This is a genomic window from Sphingobacterium multivorum, assembly GCF_900457465.1.
GTDB classification, from domain to species: domain Bacteria; phylum Bacteroidota; class Bacteroidia; order Sphingobacteriales; family Sphingobacteriaceae; genus Sphingobacterium; species Sphingobacterium multivorum.
On record NZ_UAUU01000009.1, the window covers coordinates 774,110 to 796,893 of the forward strand.

Annotated in this window: 22 protein-coding genes and 1 pseudogene; 4 read left to right on the forward strand and 19 right to left on the reverse strand. The window is 38.3% G+C overall.

The genetic code is table 11. From position 1 onward, the window contains the following. Nucleotides 1-81: 81 nt before the first annotated feature. From DTA23_RS14865 to DTA23_RS14900, 8 genes are all read right to left on the reverse strand, one after another. Nucleotides 82-936 carry an N-acetylmuramoyl-L-alanine amidase gene (locus DTA23_RS14865; protein ID WP_232475646.1) on the reverse strand — a complete coding sequence of 285 codons (855 nt, stop codon included), beginning with the start codon at nt 934-936 and terminating at the stop codon, nt 82-84. Nucleotides 937-947: 11 nt separating this feature from the next. Next, nucleotides 948-1,985 (reverse strand): DUF3078 domain-containing protein, encoded by a 1,038-nt coding sequence (locus DTA23_RS14870; RefSeq protein WP_112375152.1) that lies wholly within the window; start codon nt 1,983-1,985, stop codon nt 948-950. 22 nt (nt 1,986-2,007) lie between these two features. Next, nucleotides 2,008-2,769 carry a hypothetical protein gene (locus DTA23_RS14875; RefSeq protein WP_070562720.1) on the reverse strand — a complete coding sequence of 254 codons (762 nt, stop codon included), beginning with the start codon at nt 2,767-2,769 and terminating at the stop codon, nt 2,008-2,010. 61 nt (nt 2,770-2,830) lie between these two features. Beyond that, nucleotides 2,831-3,664 (reverse strand): glucosaminidase domain-containing protein, encoded by an 834-nt coding sequence (locus DTA23_RS14880; RefSeq protein ID WP_112375153.1) that lies wholly within the window; start codon nt 3,662-3,664, stop codon nt 2,831-2,833. A gap of 15 nt (nt 3,665-3,679) precedes the next feature. Next, complete coding sequence (locus tag DTA23_RS14885) at nt 3,680-4,204, reverse strand: glucosaminidase domain-containing protein (protein WP_046673195.1); 525 nt, start codon at nt 4,202-4,204, stop codon at nt 3,680-3,682. Between the two features lie 22 nt (nt 4,205-4,226). Beyond that, a complete protein-coding gene (locus DTA23_RS14890; RefSeq protein WP_112375449.1) occupies nt 4,227-4,862 on the reverse strand; it encodes an O-methyltransferase in 636 nt (211 codons plus the stop codon). A gap of 241 nt (nt 4,863-5,103) precedes the next feature. Continuing rightward, on the reverse strand, nt 5,104-5,733 hold the full coding sequence (gene folE, locus DTA23_RS14895) for a GTP cyclohydrolase I FolE (protein WP_112375154.1): 630 nt from the start codon (nt 5,731-5,733) through the stop codon (nt 5,104-5,106). 28 nt (nt 5,734-5,761) lie between these two features. Further along, a complete protein-coding gene (locus DTA23_RS14900) occupies nt 5,762-6,175 on the reverse strand; it encodes a 6-pyruvoyl trahydropterin synthase family protein (protein ID WP_070562714.1) in 414 nt (137 codons plus the stop codon). Between the two features lie 584 nt (nt 6,176-6,759). On the opposite strand from DTA23_RS14900, the gene mqnB reads away from it, so the two are divergent. The 3 genes from mqnB to DTA23_RS14915 all read left to right on the forward strand — a co-directional run bounded on the left by mqnB (nt 6,760) and on the right by DTA23_RS14915 (nt 9,377). After that, nucleotides 6,760-7,401, forward strand: a complete 642-nt coding sequence (mqnB, locus tag DTA23_RS14905; RefSeq protein ID WP_112375155.1) for a futalosine hydrolase — start codon at nt 6,760-6,762, stop codon at nt 7,399-7,401. Between the two features lie 123 nt (nt 7,402-7,524). Then, on the forward strand, nt 7,525-8,511 hold the full coding sequence (locus DTA23_RS14910) for a pyruvate dehydrogenase complex E1 component subunit beta (protein WP_112375156.1): 987 nt from the start codon (nt 7,525-7,527) through the stop codon (nt 8,509-8,511). A 110-nt stretch (nt 8,512-8,621) separates the two neighbouring features. After that, the gene (locus DTA23_RS14915) at nt 8,622-9,377 is read left to right on the forward strand and encodes a DUF6263 family protein (protein ID WP_146753079.1); all 756 of its coding nucleotides are present in this window, start codon (nt 8,622-8,624) and stop codon (nt 9,375-9,377) included. A gap of 58 nt (nt 9,378-9,435) precedes the next feature. Here the strand turns inward: DTA23_RS14915 and gcvH are convergent, their stop codons facing one another. Next, a complete protein-coding gene (gene gcvH, locus DTA23_RS14920; RefSeq protein WP_112375158.1) occupies nt 9,436-9,816 on the reverse strand; it encodes a glycine cleavage system protein GcvH in 381 nt (126 codons plus the stop codon). 100 nt (nt 9,817-9,916) lie between these two features. Here gcvH and DTA23_RS14925 point away from each other — a divergent pair, with 100 nt between their 5' ends. Next, nucleotides 9,917-11,113 carry an anhydro-N-acetylmuramic acid kinase gene (locus DTA23_RS14925; RefSeq protein ID WP_112375159.1) on the forward strand — a complete coding sequence of 399 codons (1,197 nt, stop codon included), beginning with the start codon at nt 9,917-9,919 and terminating at the stop codon, nt 11,111-11,113. Here DTA23_RS14925 and DTA23_RS14930 read toward each other — a convergent pair whose 3' ends face one another. The 10 genes and pseudogenes from DTA23_RS14930 to DTA23_RS14975 all read right to left on the reverse strand — a co-directional run bounded on the left by DTA23_RS14930 (nt 11,114) and on the right by DTA23_RS14975 (nt 22,775). Continuing rightward, on the reverse strand, nt 11,114-11,785 hold the full coding sequence (locus DTA23_RS14930) for a DUF2461 domain-containing protein (RefSeq protein WP_112375160.1): 672 nt from the start codon (nt 11,783-11,785) through the stop codon (nt 11,114-11,116). It abuts the gene before it with no gap. A gap of 7 nt (nt 11,786-11,792) precedes the next feature. Beyond that, nucleotides 11,793-12,593 (reverse strand): phosphatidate cytidylyltransferase, encoded by an 801-nt coding sequence (locus DTA23_RS14935; RefSeq protein WP_112375161.1) that lies wholly within the window; start codon nt 12,591-12,593, stop codon nt 11,793-11,795. Further along, the gene (locus DTA23_RS14940; RefSeq protein ID WP_083663420.1) at nt 12,590-12,805 is read right to left on the reverse strand and encodes a putative signal transducing protein; all 216 of its coding nucleotides are present in this window, start codon (nt 12,803-12,805) and stop codon (nt 12,590-12,592) included. The genes DTA23_RS14935 and DTA23_RS14940 overlap by 4 nt, the downstream gene beginning before the upstream one ends. Then, nucleotides 12,780-13,703 carry a CPBP family intramembrane glutamic endopeptidase gene (locus tag DTA23_RS14945; RefSeq protein ID WP_112375162.1) on the reverse strand — a complete coding sequence of 308 codons (924 nt, stop codon included), beginning with the start codon at nt 13,701-13,703 and terminating at the stop codon, nt 12,780-12,782. Before DTA23_RS14945 ends, DTA23_RS14940 begins: the two co-directional genes overlap by 26 nt. Nucleotides 13,704-13,880: 177 nt before the next feature. Then, nucleotides 13,881-14,903 carry an IS5 family transposase gene (locus DTA23_RS14950; protein WP_112374319.1) on the reverse strand — a complete coding sequence of 341 codons (1,023 nt, stop codon included), beginning with the start codon at nt 14,901-14,903 and terminating at the stop codon, nt 13,881-13,883. A 427-nt stretch (nt 14,904-15,330) separates the two neighbouring features. Continuing rightward, nucleotides 15,331-16,865, reverse strand: a pseudogene (locus DTA23_RS14955) (IS1182 family transposase). A 161-nt stretch (nt 16,866-17,026) separates the two neighbouring features. Further along, the gene (locus DTA23_RS14960) at nt 17,027-20,305 is read right to left on the reverse strand and encodes a S41 family peptidase (RefSeq protein ID WP_256603871.1); all 3,279 of its coding nucleotides are present in this window, start codon (nt 20,303-20,305) and stop codon (nt 17,027-17,029) included. Between the two features lie 142 nt (nt 20,306-20,447). After that, on the reverse strand, nt 20,448-21,200 hold the full coding sequence (locus DTA23_RS14965; protein ID WP_070562689.1) for a zinc ribbon domain-containing protein: 753 nt from the start codon (nt 21,198-21,200) through the stop codon (nt 20,448-20,450). Next, nucleotides 21,200-22,300, reverse strand: a complete 1,101-nt coding sequence (locus DTA23_RS14970; RefSeq protein ID WP_070562686.1) for a Nif3-like dinuclear metal center hexameric protein — start codon at nt 22,298-22,300, stop codon at nt 21,200-21,202. Before DTA23_RS14970 ends, DTA23_RS14965 begins: the two co-directional genes overlap by 1 nt. Further along, nucleotides 22,290-22,775: a hypothetical protein gene (locus DTA23_RS14975; protein WP_146753080.1), complete on the reverse strand. Its 486-nt coding sequence runs from the start codon at nt 22,773-22,775 to the stop codon at nt 22,290-22,292. The genes DTA23_RS14970 and DTA23_RS14975 overlap by 11 nt, the downstream gene beginning before the upstream one ends. Nucleotides 22,776-22,784: the final 9 nt, after the last annotated feature.

Sequence of the window (22,784 nt, forward strand, 5' to 3'; positions counted from 1 at the left end):
GCAATGAAAGCGAGCTGAAGGTTCTTTTTGGCCAATAAGATCATACTTTCAGAAAAAATAAAAAAGCCTGATTGCTCAGGCTCAGTATTTTTTATAGATATTGTACAATACACTCTTATCGTATATGGTCAATTCGGGGGTTGTATCTCGAACGACAAACTTTCGTTTAAAGGCAACGATAGCGGCTTTTAGATTGGATGTATCATAACCAATAATTTTAAGCGCATCTATCGCATTAAAGCTATCAGGAGGGGCCACAAGCTGTCCTTCATCATACCATATTCCAAAACCCCGTTCTGCAAGCTTTTTCCACGGGAAAAAAACGCTTGGATCATTCTTGCGTGATGGAGCGATATCAGCATGGCCAATAAAATTATTTGCTGGAATTAAATAACGCGATTTCAAGGTATCAAGCACAGTCATCAATGAATTAATTTGTGCCTCAGGAAAAGGCTCCCTACCATTATTATCCAATTCTATACCTATAGAACAGGAGTTCATGTCGACAATAGAACCCCATTTTGCCACCCCCGCATGCCAAGACCGAACATAATCGTTCAACATTTGTATAATCTCCCCATTCCGGCCAATGACATAATGTGAACTCACTTTAGTTCTTGGAATCTGAAAGGTTTTGATCGTCTGCCCAATACTATCTTGTGCTGTATGATGAATAATGACATAGTTAGGTTTACGAACATCATAATGTATGGCTTCCTCTTGGCGCCAATAAGGATGGTTTCCAGATTTCTGTAAAAAAACAACCTTTCTTTCCTCAGGTGTCAATAAATTGGTATCTGGCTTAGCTTCGACTTTCTCTTCCACAACCAATGCAGAAGCAAATGACGCAACTAGCGGTTTTGCAACCACCGGCTGTATCTTCGACTTGCAGCTTGCCAAAGACAGCAATGAACAAAGCAATATCCCTATTGACACAGACCTAAACATTATTTTGGTAAACTATAGACTATACCCATTGCCAGCGACTGGCTCAACTGTACTCTTGAAATAACATCTGGATCATAGATCATAATACCATTTAAGTTCACATTGATGACTCTCGTGACTTTTGCCGTTACAGTTACATCCAGACGGTGTGTAGGATTGGAAAGTTTCTCGTAATCAGCAAAAAGGTTATAACGAGCCTTTACATTCAGTTTATCTGTGAAGTTTTTGTCTAGGTTACCCGTTAGCTGGAATGCCAGTGCATTGGCAAAAGTGCGGTCTTCCTTTACACCAAATCGTTCACCAGTACCCGCACTTGGATTGTTAGGATCTCTATAATAGCCATATTTCTCAAAGAAACCTTCTCCAGAACGAGGCTTAACACGCTCATCCAAGATAAAAGTCTGGCGTGCAGTACCTGTACCGAAACGTAGGGAAAATTCGTTACTAGGCTTATACTCAAGACCGAAAGATTCTGTCAGATAAGCTGGTGCCATAAACGCATTCTCAATATAGTCTATTGTATCTCTGCCGTTAACCGTTTTATACTTATAACCCGCATCAAATTGCGACTCAAATGTCACCGACGTAAACAATGCCCAATTGGCAGACAATTTATAAGAAAGCTTATTATCCCAAAATATACGGTCATTATTCTTCTTCGCAATATTATTGGTATTCTTTATCTTTCCATAACGTAAATCAACTTCGGTCACAAAATTGAAATTGTCCTTCGTATAATCCGATTTATGATTCGCATTCAATCCTACAGCAATAGAACCAACACCGCCACCTTTCCAATTATCATTAAATGACGCCTGATTTAAATTGATCCCAAATTTTGTCCAATGTTTCCAATAGTCTACCTCTAAGTTTAGTTTTGGAACTATAGGACGAATCGTTTTAATATTTAATGGTTGCTCTTTCTGTACAGAAATTACGGTATCTGGCTTAGCGCGAAGATCTTTCAGATCCTGTGCTTTTAAGCTGGTAATAGAAAGGCAAAGCAGAGCCATGCCGACAAAATTGAATAACTTCATTCTGAAAACGTCTATTTTTTGTTTACGGTACTAATTTATAATTAATTGTTGGAAAAGGCTCAATAAAATATTGCGAAGGGTTCAATTGATACTGTGAATAACAATCCTTGATATAATTCGCCAGTTCATAATCACTCGCTGAGAGAACAAAGAAATAGGAGGGTCTAAATATCCTTCTAAATCGTTCTGCTTCATCGCTATTTAGTCCAGTAATCTTGCTGATAAGCTCTTTCGAAAATTTATAATCGATCACATTTTCCTTATAGTCATTTTCAATGGTTTTAGTTAGTCGACGTGCTCTTTTGGCCTCCTTGCTAAATAAACTATAGATTGAATTGATGCTTAATCCAGCACCATTTTGACCAACAGAAAATACGTCACCATAACCCGCAAGACGATACGCTTTCTCGTAATCCTCCTTTGCTTTTTTCAGAATTTCTTCTGGCGTCTTGCGTGCAAAAACCTGAACTTCATCAATATAAAACGATTCACGTACCAAATGAAATAGCAACAATCCACGCTTATCCACCTGAAGAGTATCTGAAAAATAGCCTTTACATAGCGCAACAATATGATCTCCTAGCTGTGCATTAAAGACAAATTCTCCTTTAATAGTATTATAATTGACCTCCCCGGTACGCAAGTTCGCCAGCTTCACATTTCCAATACGTTGTTTGGTATTTTTATCAAAAACAATACCCTCGACTTTTTTATCTTGGCAAAAAAGTGAAGAAGTAAAGCCAACAAGGGCAATAAGTAGAAAAATATATCGCTGTAGTATCACTTTCGTAAAACTACTATATCGCTGTACAAAAGCGAAATATTTAACATCTTTTAAAGCGTAACTATTTAGATATAACCAATAGCTGACCTAAAGATAGGGCATCATCGGTAAGACCGTTTAGGGATTTGATCTGATCAACGGATACATTGTACAGCTTACTGAGCGAATATAACGTATCCTGCGCTTTAACCTCATGAATACGCATAGCTACCGGGCTCTTGATTTCTTCTGTCTTTACGACGGTAGGAGGGGTTTCTTGTACATTCTGTACGATCTCGACCTGAACAGTCTCTTCACGTACAACCTTTTCACGTGGCGATTCACCGCGATCGTATTGATCAAGATGATATCTTTCGATCATTTCGATCAGCAATTCAGGATAACGCGGATTGGTGGCGTATCCAGCCGCTTTCAAGCCTTTGGCCCAGCCTTTATAGTCGTTCTTATCCAACTTAAAGAGTGCCGCATATCGCGGTCGTAACAGAAACTCTGAGTGATCCCGAAAAGATTGTTCGGGATTTTCATAAACCCGAAAACAGTCATTGATATTATCATCGGGACGAGTCACGGATTTTCCTTTCCAAACTCCGCCACATTTAATACCGAAATGATTATTAGCCTCACGCGCAAGATAACTGTTACCATTACCGGATTCCAGTAAAGCCTGAGCAAGTTTAATGCTCGCAGGAATACCATATTTATTCATTTCTGCAACGGCCACATCTTTGTAATGAGCAATATAGTCGTTGCCAGCCATGGTAGGTCGCCCCACAGAAGAGGATGAAGAAGTTTTTGAATTGGAGCCAGATTTAGAGGAGGAAATTGTGCCTCTCCGGCTTGAACATGATGTAATCAACATCATGAATACAAACATGCCATAAAAAAACTTCTTCATGCAATACTATCGCGCTTATTTTTTTGTTGACGAGAATCTATTTTGCTTAGCATCATTATCAAACATATCCAAATGATATTGTCTAATAGTAGCGAGTACTTTTGCTGTCCAACCTTTACTCGTAGAGTAGCCCGAACGAGCAATCGCTTTTACCCAAGCTTCGTATTTTTCACCGGGATGTTTTTCAAAAAGACTCTGAGTAGTCTTTTTTCTTTTTACTATTCCTACAAAATCATCATACGAGTCCATTACAGACCGATAACCTTTGTAAGCTGACCGAATAACGGTACTGTTGTTTTTTCCTTTGACACCAAAATGGTTATTCAAATTTTTTGCTACCCTGCTACCACCATTTCCGCTTTCATGCATAGCGATGGCTAAGATAACCGATGCTGGAACACCATGTTCCTCCATCATTTCTTTTGCTATTGGACTGTACTTATCGACATATGCCGCATTACTTTGAGCTGAAACTTTTGTTAATCCAAAAGTTCCCAAAGCTAGTAACAGTACAAAGCTTTTTAATTGTTTTAAATTCATGAAGAATGTTTTAGTTCACAAATTACTTCTTGCGCAAGGCAAAAAGTCCGTCTCGAATCGGTAATATTACCTTTTCTACGCGCTTGTCCTGAGCTAAACGTGCATTCAAATCAATGATCTGCTTTGTTTGGTTGTCTGGTTTTGAATCTAACACCTTACCTTTCCATAAGACATTGTCAATCAAAATAAGTCCCCCAGACGGAACTTGATTTATTATCGTTTCGAAATAATATAAATTTCTCTTTTTGTCCGCGTCGATAAATACCAGATCAAATGTTTCATCTAATGTAGGTAGTATTACCGCTGCATCTCCAATATGATAGTTGATTTTATCAGCAAATGCCGATTCATCAAAATAACCTTGGACGCGTTCTTGTTGCTCTGCATTGATATCGATAGTATGCAATATCCCATCTTCCTGCAGCCCTTCTGCGAGACACAACGTTGCGTATCCCGTAAACGTTCCTATTTCCAAAATACGTTTCGGAGCAACCACTTTACTCAATAAAGAAAGAACTCTTCCCTGGTAGTGTCCAGATAACATATGGGGCATTGTTTCCTTCAAATATGTCTCCCGATTTACCCTTTTCAGTAACGAATTTTCCTCGTCTGTAGTATGTTCCAAATAGGACTCTAAATCGTCGGCAACAATTTCCATAACCACAAAGGTACCAAAAAACATTTTTATGATAAAAACTTTTTTTTACAAAAAACTGAATATCAATTAAATACAATTATCCTTTTGTAAAGAGCATTTTTCGGAAATCGCGTCAGATGCGTAAAAAAGCCATATTGCCATTTTTTGATTTTCTATTTTGTTTCCAAATTTCATCAAAAAAATAACCCACTAAAAGGTGATATTTTAGCGGGCTATTTTTTATTATTAAACAACAAATATATTAAGCAAGATCAGCAGTGATCAAGCGTAAAAATTCGGATCTTGTGACATCATTTTGAAATGCTCCAGTAAATGCAGAGGTGGTGGTTACAGAATTCTGTTTCTGAACACCACGCATGGCCATACACATGTGCTTACATTCCATGACCACAGCTACGCCACGAGCGCCCAAAGTTTCTTGAATACAATCTCTGATCTCATTGGTAAGACGTTCCTGAACCTGCAGACGACGCGCAAAAATATCAACGACACGTGGTATTTTACTTAAACCTACAATATGACCATTGGGAATATATGCGATATGCGCTTTACCAAAGAAAGGCAACATATGATGCTCGCAAAGAGAATATACTTCAATATCCTTGACGACGACCATTTGACTGTAGTCCTCCTCAAACATTGCTCCCCGTAACACTTCCGCAGCATCGATATCATAGCCATGTGTCAAAAATTGGAATGCCTTTGCGACACGTTCTGGTGTTTTCACCAAACCTTCACGTTTTGGATCTTCCCCCAGACATTCCAATATATCTGTATAATGAGCAGCGATGCGATCTACCTTTTCAGTATTGTATTTGTCGATCTTAATATATCCATCCAACTCTTCGTTGTCAAATGAGTGTTGACTCATAGTTTCTACTATTTAAATGTATTAAAGATTAATCGCCAAAATATTCGACGTAATTATTTTCTGTTTCATGCAAACGGACACTATGCAAGATCACACCCTGTTCATCAAACAGCGGTTTTAAGATCTTAAATATTTCGATTGCGATATTCTCCGTAGAAGCCATGACTCCCTTCATAAAATCAACATCTAAATTGAAATTACGGTGATCGACTTTGTCAATGATACTACGATTGATTATTTCTTTCATGATCTTTAAATCGATCAAAAAACCAGTCTCCGGATTGACTTTTCCTTTAACTGTTACATAAAGATCATAATTATGTCCATGCCAATTTGGATTGGAGCAAAGACCAAATACCTGTTCATTCTGCTCTTTACTCCAGTCTTCACGATAGAGCTTGTGCGCAGCACAGAAACGTTCGCGACGAGTTATAAATACCATAATGATACAAAGATAAGGCATTAAGAGCAATTAAAACATCTCAATTTAAGGAATGAAGTCAGAATATAGTAATATAATGGAGTGCCTTCCGCCTTTTGTCATCACACAGGGATAAAAAGCTCCTTATTCTTAGCTGTAACATGATTTCGGGAATTAATTTGCTAAGACTTCGCAGTGAGTTTTTGTATGCACCCTGTTGACAAAAGTGTTGCCGGATAATGCGGATACTTTAGCATGATATTCTTTGTGTTTAAATTAGGTTTTACTTAGGTTTTAGTTAGGTTTTGTTTAGGTTTAGTATAGGTTTGACCTAAATTAAACCTAACTAAATTCTAAACTAAAGGTATATAAAAGCTAAACTAATATATAAGGAGGTCATAGCTGTTTCTGATTTCAATAGGCTAAAAATGGCACCGTTCGGACTCGATGATCAAAAATGATTTCGTAGCAACTAATCAGTTAACCTTATTATTATAATCAAGCTCAAATTTGTAAGCAGGACGAATTCCTAGCTCGCTATTTTTATGCTAAAAAAGGTATGCCTGCAATATAATTTGTAATTTTCCATCAAAAACGAATTTATCATGCAAATATTAGTGATTGCGGCTACTTCATTTGAATTGCAGCCTTTTCTGGAAGTGGTGCCAAATTACAGTCAATGCGATACCCTAATCACTGGTGTGGGCATGGTGGCCACAGCCTTTGAGCTAGGAAGAGTGCTGCATGAAAAAAAATATGATCTCCTCATTAATATAGGGATAGGGGGATGTTTGGACCGACATATTAAAATAGGCTCAGTTGTTCAAGTCGTTTCGGAATCATTTGTTGAACTGGGCGCGGAAGACGGTCATAATTTTATTCCAATAGATCAATTGGGCTATGGAAAGTCTAAATTTACTTCGTGTTTCCTGAATGACAAGGAACTTAGGCTTCCTTTTCTACAACAGGGGGAAGGAATTACTGTAAACAAAGTCCATGGTAGTACAGAAAGTATTGAAAAAGTTCAAAAACTGCATCCTGATAGCCTTATTGAAAGTATGGAGGGAGCCGCTGTTTTCTATGCTGCCGACAAAATGACTGTTCCCGTAATCGAGATTCGTGGAATTTCGAATTACGTGGAGAAAAGGAACCGTGCCACGTGGAACATTCCATTGGCGATAATGAATAGTAATAAGGCACTTATAAAGACATTGGACTATCTGAACAACTTCTATTCAAAAATTTAATACAAAAGTCATTTACTTATTAAAAAATGACATAAAACTATAGAATTAGCAGGTTCAAATCTTCAAAATATCAATTTTAAATAGTAGATTTGTAATCTAAAAATTGACACTATTTTACAACTGATGAGAGAAATACAATTCAGAGAAGCACTTCGTGAAGCAATGAACGAAGAAATGCGTAAAGACGACAAAATATTTTTATTAGGAGAAGAAGTTGCTGAGTATAACGGAGCTTACAAAGTAAGTCAGGGTATGCTTGATGAATTCGGTGCAAAGCGTATCATTGATACACCTATTGCTGAACTTGGTTTTGCTGGTATTGCTGTTGGTGCGGCAATGAATGGTTTGAAGCCAATTGTTGAATTCATGACATTCAACTTCTCACTTGTTGCAATTGACCAAGTAATCAATGCGGCTGCTAAAATTCACTCGATGAGTGGTGGACAGTTCTCTATTCCGATGGTCTTCCGTGGCCCTACAGGAAATGCGGGTCAGCTTGCAGCACAACACTCTCAAAACTTTGAAAACTGGTTTGCAAATACACCAGGTTTAAAAGTTGTGGTTCCTTCTAATCCGTATGAAGCTAAAGGTTTATTGAAATCAGCTATTATCGATCCAGATCCTGTTATCTTCATGGAATCTGAGGTCATGTATGGCGATAAAGGACAAGTTCCTGAAGAAGAATATTACTTGGAAATCGGAAAAGCTAATATTATCCAAGAAGGTACAGATGTAACTATTGTATCTTTCGGTAAAATGCTTCCTCGCGTTGTCATCCCTGCAGTTGAAGAATTGAAAAAAGAAGGTATCAGCGTTGAATTAATCGATTTGCGCTCGGTACGTCCTATCGATTATCCTACAATCATTGCGTCTGTGAAGAAAACAAACCGTTTGGTAATCGTGGAAGAAGCATGGCCATTGGCATCTATTTCTACGGATTTAGCATTCAACGTACAACGGAACGCATTTGATTATTTAGATGCCCCTGTTATCCGCGTAAATTGTGCAGATGTACCTCTTCCTTATGCTCCAACATTGATCGAAGCTGCTTTACCTAGCGTTGAGAAAGTTGTGAAAGCTGTGAAAGAAGTATCTTATATCAAGAAGTAATACGAATTACATTCTTAAAAAATTAAAATCCCTTTTACCCTGTAAAAGGGATTTTTTTTTATATTTAAACTGGCCGATTGTTGCTTATTAAAAAAATTAAAATTCCATATATGAAAAAATTAAGAATTGCCTCTCTGATGGCGGTATTTGCATTTTTAGTGATATCTGCTTCCGCACAAAAGAAATACACACTACGTGTAAATCCCGATTCAGGGAAAAAAATAACGCAAAACCTTGTGATGACAATGGATATTGATGCTGCTGGCCAAAAAATGGTTACAGACCTTAATATGGGTTTTGATATCACCAATACAACGAAAAAAGACAATATCTTCGCGTTCGACCTTAAATATACCGGAATCAACATGAAAATGAATATGGCGGGAATGGACATGTCCTACGACTCGAAAAACCCCGAAGCCAATGAGTTTTCCAAACAGATGCATGCTACCTTAGGCAAATTGCTAGAAAATAGCATTAGCTTTAATGTTGATCAACTTGGCAAATCTTCTGATATCAAGTTACCTGAGGGCATTAACATGCCGTTTGATAAAAGTATGTTTGAAAATATAAGTACCGTATTACCTGAACAGCCTGTTAAAATCGGTGACTCGTGGACTTCCAAAACGGAATCTGATGATTCAGGCATTTCGGTGGAGACCACAATGACTTTAATAGAAGCAAATGAACTAGGCTACAAAGTAAATGTTGAAGGTAAAATGTTCGGACCGGATGCAAATCAGGTAGGCAACGTACAGGGTTTCTATGTCTTGGATAAAAAAACCTGCCTTACCAAGATAACAGAAATGACAAGTGCCGTGGATATGCCTGAAGCAAAAATAAAGACCACCTTAAAAAGTCAATAAACGACTATAAAAAAAATAGGGGCCAAAAGGCCCCTATTTTTTTTGTTATATATCAAATTTATGCGTAGATCTCTTCTTTGTATTGATCAGCAGATAACAAAGCATCTACATCAGCAACATTGTTCAATTTAACACGAACAATCCAACCTTCACCATAAGGATCAGAATTGACCAATTCAGGAGATGCATCAATAGCTTCATTCACCGATAAAATCGTAGCTGCTACAGGTAAAAACAAATCAGAAACTGTTTTTACAGCTTCAATTGTACCGAAAACTTCATTAGCGGCAACTTCCTCACCTACAGTGTTTATGTCAACAAAAACGATGTCACCCAATTCACGTTGAGCGAAATCGGTAATCCCTACAACTGCTTCATCACCTTCAACACGAATCCATTCGTGATCTTTGGTGTATTTCAATTCTGCTGGAAAATTCATTGTATTTAATTTTTTGATTCTTAATGCCGTGAAGTTACAAAATATCTTTAATTGTCAAAAATGATATTCATCATAACATTTTTGTGTTTATTTTTAAGCTATGAATCCTCAAATCGAAAGACTTTACCAAATTTCACAAAAGAAAGATCGTCGTATTATTGGCCTGATGTCTGGAACGTCCCTGGATGGACTTGATATCGCAGTATGCCGCATAGAAAATGCAGGTAAAACAACAAAAATACAGCTAGAGCATTTTACTACAATGGATTATGAGGATGATTTTAGAGCACGAGTCCGTGAAGTCTTTGCAAAACGAAATATCGACCAACAATTATTTTCGGGGCTTAATGCTTATATTGGTATCACGCATGCCAAATTAATCAATACAGCATTACAACAATGGAATCTATCAAGCAGTGAGATTGATTGTATAGCCAGCCATGGGCAAACCGTATACCATGCTCCTCAATCGTTGACCAAAGACCGCAACTGGCCCAACAGCACTTTACAGATTGGAGATGGAGATCATATCGCGGTAGATACAGGTATCATAACCCTATCTGACTTTAGGCAAAAACATATTGCTGCAGGAGGAGAAGGGGCACCTTTGGCAGCCTATGGCGACTACCTTCTTTTCTCGCATGCAACAGAAAATCGATTCTTATTGAATATTGGCGGTATTTCTAATTTCACATTTATCCCAAGCCATCAGACAAAATTAAAAGCCTATGCGACAGATCTCGGTCCAGGCAATACAATGATGAACCAATACATGAAGGCTAATTTTGATCAGGAGATGGATAGAGACGCCTATATGGCTAAAAAGGGACAAGTAAATGATGTTCTTTTGAATCAACTATTAACGGAGGAATTTCTAACACTACCCTTTCCAAAAACCACCGGGCCAGAACTATTTAATCTCGCTTATCTCGAAAAGGCACAAGATCGTTCGAAAATAACTCATATTCCACATGAAAACGTCATGGCAACCCTCAACCGCTTTGCGGCTCTTGCAATGGTCAATGGCATTCGAAAGCAGTCAGAAGGACTATCTGATGTGGCAGTATACATAAGTGGAGGTGGACTGCACAATCCATTGCTGTTTGATCACATCAAAAGGAGTTTACCTACCTGTAAGGTTGAAAGCTTTGCAACATTAGGTATCAATCCAGATGCAAAAGAGGCCGTCCTCTTTGCTTTGTTAGCAAATGAGACCTTGGCAGGCAACAAATCCAATGTAGCGCAAATTAAAGATTCGCCCGCTATCTGTATGGGCAAAATCAGCTTACCGGAATAATTAGTCCGTATCGATGGCTTCTTGTAAAAACTCTTTAAAAGGAAGCATACTTTTATAAGAAGCCACGATATTATCTAATGCATTTTTTGCAGATAACTCCTTTATCGTTAAAGATCTATCCAACACAAAACTTTTCAATTTGATAAAGTCAATAAAAGGATTGTCCTCACTATAGCCAGCAGGCGCACGCTTCAGCAAATCTTCTTTGAAAAGTGCAATATTACCGCCTGTCAATACAGTGTTTAAAATTTCATCCAATTTATTACCACTGTAATCAATTTCTTGTCTTATCGCCTCTAAATGTTGCTTTTCTGGTCGCCAATATCCACAGGCAATAAATGAATTTTCTGCTCCAATATGAATATAGTACTCCGGTCCCTGCAGCTTTCTTCCATCAACTGAAATTCCTGCCCCAAACCAACTTTTATAAGGTGTTTTATCATTTGAAAAGCGTGTATCACGGTAAATACGAAACAAACATTTACTTGCCTGTATGGAGGTATTGATTTTAGGGTCAAACTCGCTTAAAGCGGCAATTAAATCTGTCAAAAAACTTTTCACATCGGCCAATGCCGCTTCGTATTTAGCTCTGTTATCGGCAAACCATTCCCGAGAATTATTGGCTTTCAATTCCGTTAAAAAATCAAATGTAGATTTTTGAATGTGACTCATAATACAATCAATTGATTAAAATTAAGAAAACATAGACCATAGGTGCCGCTAGTAACAATCCGTCAAATCTATCTAAAAAACCACCATGTCCGGGCAATATATTTCCGGAATCTTTCACGTGCAAACTACGCTTTAACATCGACTCCACCAAATCCCCCAATGTTCCAACGATACTGATAATTGCCGCAATACTTACCCATTGCCAAAGTGGAAGATAACCAAAATATTTTTCCAGATTTACAGCAGCAACAATAGCCAAAATTAAGCCCCCAAAGAAACCTTCCCATGTTTTCTTTGGTGAGATCCGTTCGAATAATTTACGTTTTCCAAAGCTTCGTCCAGCGAGATATGCCCCGGTATCGTTTGTCCACAATAAGATCAAAAAACCTAAGGGCAGTACATAGTTAAAAGTACCTTGCAGAAACCCTAATTTGGAAAATAGGAAGAAAGGCAATGTAACATAAGCAATACCCAAAAAAGTATAGGCAATATCATTGAAAGGAAAAGTTCTCTTCTGAAAAAGTGAAATAATATAAGTCGCACTTATAAACGGAATAATCAGTGCTAAAAATTTTACCGCAAGCAGATCCATCGAAACTAATGAGCCCAAAACAAATAGGAGTAAGGCCATTGTTATGCCTATCCACTTATTTGGGGCGCGTTCTTCGGATGAAACGATTCCATAGAATTCATAAAGACACCATGTACTTAGCAAGGTAAAAAAGATGGAATAAACATAAGCTCCCAAAAGAGTAGCCACTATCATAACAGCCACAAAGATTACTCCGGTTATTGCTCTTGTTTTCATAAACTAAAATCCCCCTCCGATTCCTCAATTAACCTTTCGGCTGCTTCGATAGATCCTTCGCTGACATAAAGTTCAATTTTTCCAAACAGATAAGAAGAATCTTGTTTATTCAACGCGACAGCCGGAATACCATTCTCTTCCAACATTTGTTTGACTATCTCGGCTTGAATAGCATTTGTATATGTTTTAATTTTTTTCCAATCGTTCTCCATTGTTTTCTTTTTGCGTTGATCGATAAAATAAGAATACAAAAATAAGAGTAAAAATGAAGGCCACAAGATATATCCACCAAGATTGTAACTCAAATGCATTGAGTTCATCATAACTCTTTCCCTGTCTCATGTAGTAAAATGCTCCAATTGTGGCTCCGGCATTATTGACAAAGTGCCCAAAGATGGACAATATGATGTTCTTGCTCCATACATAAAGATAGCCAAAAAAAGCGCCCAATAACATGCGGGGAACAAAACCAAAAAATTGCAGATGTATCGCACTGAAAATAATAGCAACGAGCCATATAACCACATGCTGATTGCTCAACCATCTTCCTATTATTTTTTGCAAAATACCACGAAACAACAATTCTTCACCTATGGCCGGAATTAAGGCCAGTACAACAATATTATACAAAAAGCCGGATATACTCGAGTCCATAATGATACCCTTGATTAAATCACCCGATTCCTTTTCGCTACGCTCCATCCAACGCTGCAACGATTGCATATTGTCGGGTAATTGCAAGGATTCATTCCAGTGACCGATCAGACTCATCAAAGGCATAAACGAAAGCATTGCCAAAAATATATAGCCAAATTGCATTCCACTAGGCCATTTCTTCAGTTTAAAATACGTAATGCCATATCCTTCGCGTGTATTCATCAGATAAGATGGCACAACAAAAGATCCCAAACTACTCATTAACAACATAAAGCGCATCTCATTGGCCGATCCATTCATTAAGGACTCCAACGAGAATACCTGCCTTGTGTATGTATAATAACTTGCAATAATCAGAATAGCAATAATCTGCGAAAGAATGCCAAAACCGATAACCATTAAGATTAATCGTAACAAAGATTGAAACGGATGGGGTGTTTGTTCAGGAAACATAGCTATTAAATATCAGTTAAAGATAGCAATAAAAGCAAGATTAAAGACCGTTGCAAAATAATGTTGATATTTTCTGATCGGTTATTTTTGCTTTTTTTTGCAGTTTTTTCCGATTTGGATTCGGAAATCTAGTTGCGTTTTCTTGAAAAATCCTCTTTTTGAGGCCTTTTCAACTGCTTAATTTGTGTTTTTTATTGCATTGGATACAAGTATCCCAGGTGATCTGTAAAGATTGTACGCCATGGCTTCCATTAGATTTTGTGTATGCATTTTGGCGATCCCCTTATACCTTGCACAGCTTGAGTTGAACCATCGCCGGATACTCCCGAAGGTCCGTTCAACTTTGAACCTGATCTTGCCGATCAGTTTGTTTCTTAACTTCTCTCTTTCGGTTAACGCTGTTCCTTTCTTTGCCTTATGCAAGATCCTGCTTTTTAGCTTTCCTGATTTGATCAATTCCTCATTTTTAGAGGAACGATATCCCTTGTCAGCATAGATATGGATGCCCTTTGGAAGGTCAGCCGAAGATATTACCTGTTGAAGATTGGCAATTTCATTTACATTTGCTGGAGTGGTTACCACGCCCAGAACCAGGCCTTCTGTATCGGTGACATAATGCTTTTTATAGCCATAACGTGTTTTCCCAGCCTTCTTTATCCAACGAGCTTCATGGTCAACACCCGGGCTCTCTTGTTGGATCAATAACTGTTCACTATTCTCTTTATCCAGCTCAGAATCTTCGCGAGGATGTTCACTACGGTCACTTTCGATCTCGTAAATAACTTTGCCTTTTGGTTTTAGCGGAGAATCAACAATACTGGCATCAACGATAGCTCCACGTTTTACCAATATTTTATGTTTATTCAACTGCTTGTTCAGCTCCTTGAATAGATTCTCATAAACACCCTTTTCTGTCAGCGAGCTGCGAAAACGGCTAATAACACTGTGATCGGGAACCGAATCGTCCAAACTGATGCCAACAAAGCGACTAAAGGAGATACTGTCGTTTATACGGTCTTCTACTTCGTAGTCACTCAGACCATACCAGGTCTGTAGAAGTGTCATTTTGAAGAGGACAAGACCAGAATAACTAGGGCGTCCCATTTTGCTTTCCCCTTTGTGGTAATGCTTGTTGATAATATTTGAAATCGGACGCCAATTTACCAATGTATTGATCTGATCGAAGAATTCCTGCTTGATTTTCCGTCTTTGAACCATGTAATCAACAAAGCTAACTTTTTCTGTCTTTTCCATACCTTAAATATAACGAAAATCAACAAGAAACAAATTAAAAACCTGAATATCAATAAAATAAAAACCAAACACTTTTGCAACGGTCTTGATTAATTAAAATTGTCGCATTCAATCAAATTCTGCCGTATCGTTTGTACGAGCCGAATAGTAAAGAGCCCTACAATACAAGTAAAGTAAAAACTCGACCGGAGGTATTAGATCATCCCACATATGGTTTCCTTAACACAGAATATAGAATCAAAAAAAGAAGCTGTCTCAAATTTATTGAGGCAGCTTTTTTATTAAATATGGCTATGCGATAGATTTGTGAGTTGTTTGTTGATTATTTCACAGAACTGTTCATTTGGGAAGAAAAAGAACAAAAAGTAGCTTTTTAAGCTGCTTTTTTCCTTAGATTTTGCGCTATAGCCAATAAACCCCATTCTATGGACACTTTTTCCTTACCGCGGAGCATAAATCTTCGGAACCCGTGGTTCTGTTTTATGTTTCCAAAGACTGGTTCGACATCGTGACATCGCTGTTTTCTTTTGGCTATACCGACATCGCTGTTAAGCAATCCGTATGCTCTATCTTTATAAGCCTCAAGCTGTTCATTTATCTGGATGATTCTATTGCCCTGTGATTTGTGGCAAGCACCGTTCAATGGGCAGTTTGTGCAGTTTTTTGCCTGATATCTTTTTATTTTTTGCTCGAAACCTGTGGAGGTCTTTTGTGTAAATAGACCTATGCAGTTCATTTCCTGTCCCATTGGACAGATATAGCAATCTTTTGCAGGGTTATAATGTAGTTTATCAACGGAGAATGGCTTCTTGCCCGAATAACTCTTTTTCTGCTCCTTGTCAAACATACCATATTTCACATAGGCCCCAATGTTTTTCCCTTCTAGTAACGCATAGTTCTCCTGGCTGCCATAGCCAGCATCTGCGGTAATGGTTTTCAGTATTTCCCCAAAGCTCGCCTCATGTTGTGCCAGATGACGGGTAGCGTTGTGGTATCTGTGGGGGTGGGATGTATGGTGTAATTGACGATGTATTGATTGGAAGTAGATATCTGAATGTTATAACCTGGTTTGAGCTGGCCATTTTTCATATGATCCTCTTTCATGCGCATAAAAGTAGCATCGGGATCTGTCTTGCTATAACTATTTCTATCTCCAAGCGTTACTTCCTGCTCTTCATATTGAACAATCTTGGCCGGGTAGTTTTTAGTCGCATAGCGCAACTTTGCCCTCATCTTCTTGCTTACCGAAGGTTTATCGGACAAGACCCGGTTCAGGTTATCGACCGTAGCCTGAACTTTTTCGCGGTCAATTGTTGTCAGATCGGGAGGTTCCGGAAGGTTGTCCTCTGCTTTGGCGATACTTTGGGCGTATTCCCAAATATCTTTTAAGGCAGCTTTCATCTTCTCCTTATTGGTCTGGATAGCTTTTTTCCAGACAAAGGTGTATTTGTTAGCATTGGCTTCAATCTTGGTGCCATCGGTGTAAACATCTTCTATACTCAGCAGACCTTCTTCGGACAGGAGTTTGACAACTTCTTCAAATACACTACGAAGTGCTTCTTTCAAACGAACGCCTCGAAATCTGTTGATGGTATTGTGGTCGGGATAGCTCATGCCGCTCAGCCACATGAAATTGATGTTCTCCCGGCACGCCGTTTCCAATTTGCGACTGCTGTAGACATTGCTTACGTAGCCAAACACCAAAACTTTCAACAACATCTGCGGATGATAACTGGAGCAGCCTTTTATCTTATAAGCGTCCAATAGGGACTGGATGTTGATCCGGTTGATTACATCGTTAACGATACGTACCGGATGACCTTTGGACACCAGTTCGTCCAAAGTTGGAGGAATGGCCATGATCTGGTCCTGATAGTAAGGCTTAAAAGTAGCTCTTTGAGATGGCATATATCCTTTTTGTTTACACTATAAATATATGAAAATCAAACCGTTAAAACAAATAATAAACCTTAGATAATGCAAAAAAAGAGACTGCCTTTTTGAGACAGCCTCCTTATATTTATATTATTTAATTCACTCGAATTGGATCAGCAGGTTTCTGCAGATTTTTATACGGATATGTTTTCATTTCTTCCAATAATATTTTTCACCGTTCTTTCAAGTTGAGGATCACGACCCTCCAAAAGATCTTTAGGCAATTGTTCGATAAATACATCAGGAGCCACACCTTCATTTTCAATAATCCAATTTCCTTTGAGGTCATATACACCGAAGTTTGGCGAAGTAATACGGCCGCCATCCAATAAAGGAGGATAGCCACTTATGCCAACCAAAATCCCCATTGTCGTACGACCAACCAATTTACCTAGCCCTTTAAAACGGAACATATAAGGCATCATATCGCCACCTGAACCTGCATTTTCATTAATGATCATGGCTTTAGGTCCATAAATACCATTTCCTGGTGTAGTAAATCCTTTTCCATCACGAATTCCCCAACCAGCAATCAGTTCACGGGACAAAAGATCAATGACATAATCGGCCACCCAGCCACCACCATTGTTTCTTTCATCCATCAGAAGAGCCTTTTTATCCATCTGAGCGAAATAATAACGATTGAAATAGGTATAACCTTCAGCACCGGTATTTGGCATGTAAACATAAGCTATTTGCCCATTACTCAATTCATTTACTTTCTTACGGTTCCTTTCAACCCATTCCATGCTCCGCAAATTCATCTCGTCGCTAAACGAGATCGGTTTAACGATTACTTCACGAGCGCCGACCAATGAAGGTTTTGAATTGACCTTCAACGTAACTTGTTTACCAACAGTATTGTCAAATAAACTATAGATATCCTTATCTTCAGTCAATTCAGCACCATTAACAGCAACAATATAGTCTCCTTCTTTGATGTTTAATCCCGGTTCAGCCAATGGGGCTTTGAACGATGGATTCCATTCAAGACGCGTAAACAATTTAGCAATCTGATAGTAACCATTCTTTAACGTATAATCTGCTCCCAACACACCAACTGAAACCGACGGCGTGGAAGGTTGATCTCCGGGATAGATATAATTGTGTCCCACGACCATTTCTCCCATCATTTCATTCAATAAATAACCAAGATCAGAACGATGGTTTACAAAAGGCAGGAATTTTTCATATTTGGTTTTCATCGCTTTCCAGTCAGCACCATGCATGTTTTCAACATAAAAATAGTCTTTTTGCATTGACCAAACTTCATTGAATACCTGTTTCCATTCGGCAGCGGGATCCACCAATTGCTGAATTCCGCCTAGCTTAACTTCGCCAGCAGTAGGAGAGGCTACTTTTTGCCCAGCTGTTACAATATTGAATCCATTTCCCGTTTGATATAACATCTTCTTACCATCGGCGCTAATAACAAAACTACGGGCATTTTCCACTAAGGTTTTGTTTTCGAGATCCTTAAAATCATATGCTCCGATTGTTCCCCCGCGTTGGTAAGTCAATTGATTTGGCACTAAACCATTCAAATTCCAATAAGGTCCAGCAGGTAAAGGGAGGGCAACTATTCTGTTTTCTATACGATCGAAGTCAACTTGAATAGATTTATCAATGGGCTTACTTGTCACTGCCTCTTCCTTTTTATCCTTTTTAGGTGATTTTTTATCGTTTTCTTTTACACGATCTTTTTTATCACCATCTCCTTCTTCTTTTTTATCCACCTTATCCTCACGGATTTGTTCCTCATCACTATCATTCTTAAAGAATGATGGCGTTTTGCTGGATAAAATAAAGCCATATACGGCATAATCAACATTACGCTGCACCGCGGACATATGTAAGCCAGAATTTGTCAACCCTGTATTTGTACTCGCTGTAAAAAATAGATATTTACCATCCTGAGAAAAAGCTGTACTACGTGCAGAGCTCATACCATCCGTAATTTGCTGAGTTTTCTTTGTATCCAAGTTATACATAAACACAGCGGGTACCCCATTTTCCAATGTACGTATAAAGGATATCCATTTTGAATCAGGAGACCAGCTTGGTTGGAAATGATTGGATACACGGCCAGTTTGACCGCTCAATTTATCGTCTGCAACTTTAACAATGGCCTTTGAAGCGATATCAATATAGAACAGATTAAGATGTGCATCATTGTAAAACAACTTCTTGGAATCCGGTGACCATGTTGGCTCGAAATAGAAGTTCGTTTCTCCTAAGTTAAAGTACAGAGGTTTATCTTTTCCAAATTGATCCATCAGCACCAATTGATAAGATCCATTTTTGTCTGAAATATAAGAAATCCATTTTCCATTTGGAGACCAATCCGGAAAACGCTCATGAGAACCCGGAGAATTAGATAAATTTCGGGCTTCACCTTTCTCCTTAGGTACCGTAAATATCTCTCCCCGCGCCTCTAATAATGCCCGTTGGCCTGTTGGCGATAGGGTAGCATAACGTATATCGTCCTTAATGTCTTTATAATACGGTCTTTTGTACATTACATCTGTATTCACCGTAATATGCAAAGGAATGACTTTATTATCGCTCAGATTTAGCGTATTTAATACGCCAGCATATTCAAAGATCAACTCAGTCCCATTTCCATTCAGCGAACGCACATCGTAATCTTTAAAATCCGTTAGCTTTTCTACCTTTTTGGATTTGGTATCATAACTATAGATGTTAACAATTTTATCACGATCGGAAAGGAAGTAGATCTTATTTCCCAACCATAATGGTTTAACATCATTACTTTTAACCTGCGGAATAGCTTCTATTTGTTTGGTTTTCGTATCGAAGATCCAAATTGTCGGCATACCACCACCCCGGTAGCGTTTAAAGGCAACTCGATCTCTTTCAGTAGGGTCAGTGTTTTTGATATAAGCCCAGTAACGACCATCAGCAGAAGGGCTTCCCTGAGTCGCTTCAGGCATAATAAGCGCCTTGTCCATTCCTGACATTTGAATATTGGAACTGTATAATCGTGGACTTAAAGCATAGGTGAAATCACGAGATGTCGTATAATATACTTCATCATTATTGAGCCATCCCCGCAATACATCCGAAGAAGGGTGATAAGTGATCCGTTTGGGCTCACCACCCGTTACAGGGATTACATATACGTCTGTATTTCCGTCATAATTTCCTGTGAATGCAACTTTCTTGCCATCTGGAGAAAACATTGGATTCTGTTCCACTCCAGGATTTGTTGTAAGGCGTCTCGGATTAGCTCCGTTTTTTTCGGCAATCCAAATATCTCCACCATAGACAAAAGCAATATTGTTGGCGCTAATACTTGGATTTCGAAGCAATAGTGTTTCTTGCGCTTTTGTTTGCAGAAAGGATGTACCGAGCAAAAAGGCAGCAAATAACTTGAAATGAGTTTTATTCATAAACGTTTAAAGGTTAAATTTACCACACACAAAACTACACTTTTGTAAGCGGACCTAGTTAGTATATCAACAAAGTTGCATAAAAAATATGACAAAAAAAAAGTCCTGCTTTACAGCAGGACCTTCCTTTATTTATTGAGGATTAGAAACCGTACTCTTGTTCGATTTCTAACACAATTCCTTCATCAACCAAAACGCGACCACAGTGTTCACAAATGATGATTTTCTTACGTTGACGTATTTCTGATTGCATTTGAGCAGGAATCTTATTATGACATCCTGAACAGCTATCACGATCGATCGAAACAACAGCAAGTCCGTTTTTAAACGAGTTACGCAAACGGTAGTATACCTTTACCAAACGTTCTTCGATATTCGCTTCAGCCTCAGCAGCTTTTGCTAACAATGCATCTTCTTCTTTTTGAGTTTCAGAAGTAATTGTTTCCAATTCTTTCTTTTTTCCCTCAAGTTCGCTTTTGCTATACTCAAGATTTCCTACAGTAGTATCGTAGTTTTCTGTTTTGTTACGAATCTCAAATTCTGCTTCTTTGATTCGTTTCTCGCAAACCTGAATCTCAAGACCTTGGATTTCTATTTCTTTCGAAATAGCGTCGTACTCACGATTATTCTTTACCTCATTCAGCTGCGACTCATATTTTTTGATAGCAGCTTGGGCATCCTTAATCATGTTTTTACGCTTAACGATCGAATCTTCTAAATCGTCTAAGTCTATTCTGATCTTCTCAATACGAGTCTCTAAGCCCGCAATCTCATCTTCAAGATCTGCAACTTCCATAGGCAATTCACCACGAACTTGGCGAATTTTGTCTATTTTAGTATGTACGGCTTGTAACAGCCATAATGCTTTCAATTTTTGTTCTACGGTTTGTTCCATCAACTGTAGTATTTTATAGGATTTGTATCTATTTCTGTTGTTAAGGTTGCAAAGTTAGGAAATTTTTTCGTAATAATGTCGTACAATAATTCTTGCGTAAATTGTTCGCTCTCAAAATGTCCCGTATCTGCAATCACGATTTCACCTTCAGCATCAAAAAATTCATGATATTTATAGTCTGCTGTAACAAAAAAATCAGCACCAGAACGTTTGGCTGCACCGAGTAAAAATCCCCCCGAGCCACCACAGACCGCTACACGACTAACTTTTTTATCTAATAAGGCTGTATGACGAATGACATTCAACCTCAGTTTGTCCTTAAGATAAGCTAAAAATTCCAATTCAGCCATTGGTTCAGCCAAATTTCCAATCATTCCTGCACCGATTTCAGCAGCCGTATTTTGAATATCAAACAAATCATAAGCTACTTCCTCATAAGGATGAGCTTCATAGAGTGCCAAAAGTAACTTTCTTTCAATAGATTTCAGGTAGATAACCTCAATTCGTGTTTCCTCAACACGCTCTTGAACACCAATCTCCCCAAGGGTAGGATCGGCCCCTTCTAAAGGTCTAAAACTACCATAACCCGCCGCATTAAAACTACATTGATCATAGTGTTTTCCGATTTTACCTGCGCCCGCATCAAACAATGCCTGTCGGACATCTTCAACATGACTCCTAGGTACAAAAACGACCATTTTTCGCAATACATTTGTTTTAGATTCCAGTATAGCCTGATTTTCTAATCCCAATTTATCGGCAATTTTCGTATTCACTCCACCGGTAACATTATCTAGATTCGTATGAATGGCATATAATGCAACTTTATGTTCAATTGCTTTAATAACCGTACGCTCCACATAATTTTTCCCATTAAATTTTTTTAGCCCCCTAAATACAATGGGATGGTGCGAAATAATTAAATTACACCCTTTATCAATGGCTTCTTTTACAACATCTTCTGTGCAGTCTAACGAAATGAGCACCTTTGTAATCTCTCTATTGGCGTCGCCCACAATAAGGCCAGCATTATCATAAGACTCTTGCAAATCTAAAGGAGCCAATTGCTCCAAATAGTCAATGACTTCTTTAATTTTCATGGTTTACAATTACCTCTTTTTCTCTAAATTTATTATGTTCCTCTAAAATTCTTCTATTCGCGTTAATTTCAAACCAGTAATTAGCCAATGTCACAAAATGCATAATGATCAGTACACCGGAAATAGAAAGTGGGAGCGGAATATTTGTCGCCAGGTAAATCCATGCATATAGCGATCCTTTCCTAAACGTAGGGTTTTCCTCCACAGCTATTTTTCGATCATAAAATTCATTGATCAAAGAATCCCTTAGACGCGAAGCAACCTGAAAATTCCAATAAATATTAACCAGCGGAATTGCAGCTAACCACGATTGGTTGGGCTTCATTAATCTATTTTCTTTGGCGACCAATTTTAATGTCTTTCGAATTGTATTTGCAAATAGAAGCCATACGATAATACGTATGACAACAATACCCATAGCGGTATAAATTACTTCAGGCTTACTTAACTCTCTTATTAATTCCTCTTGCGTCATTGAACTATT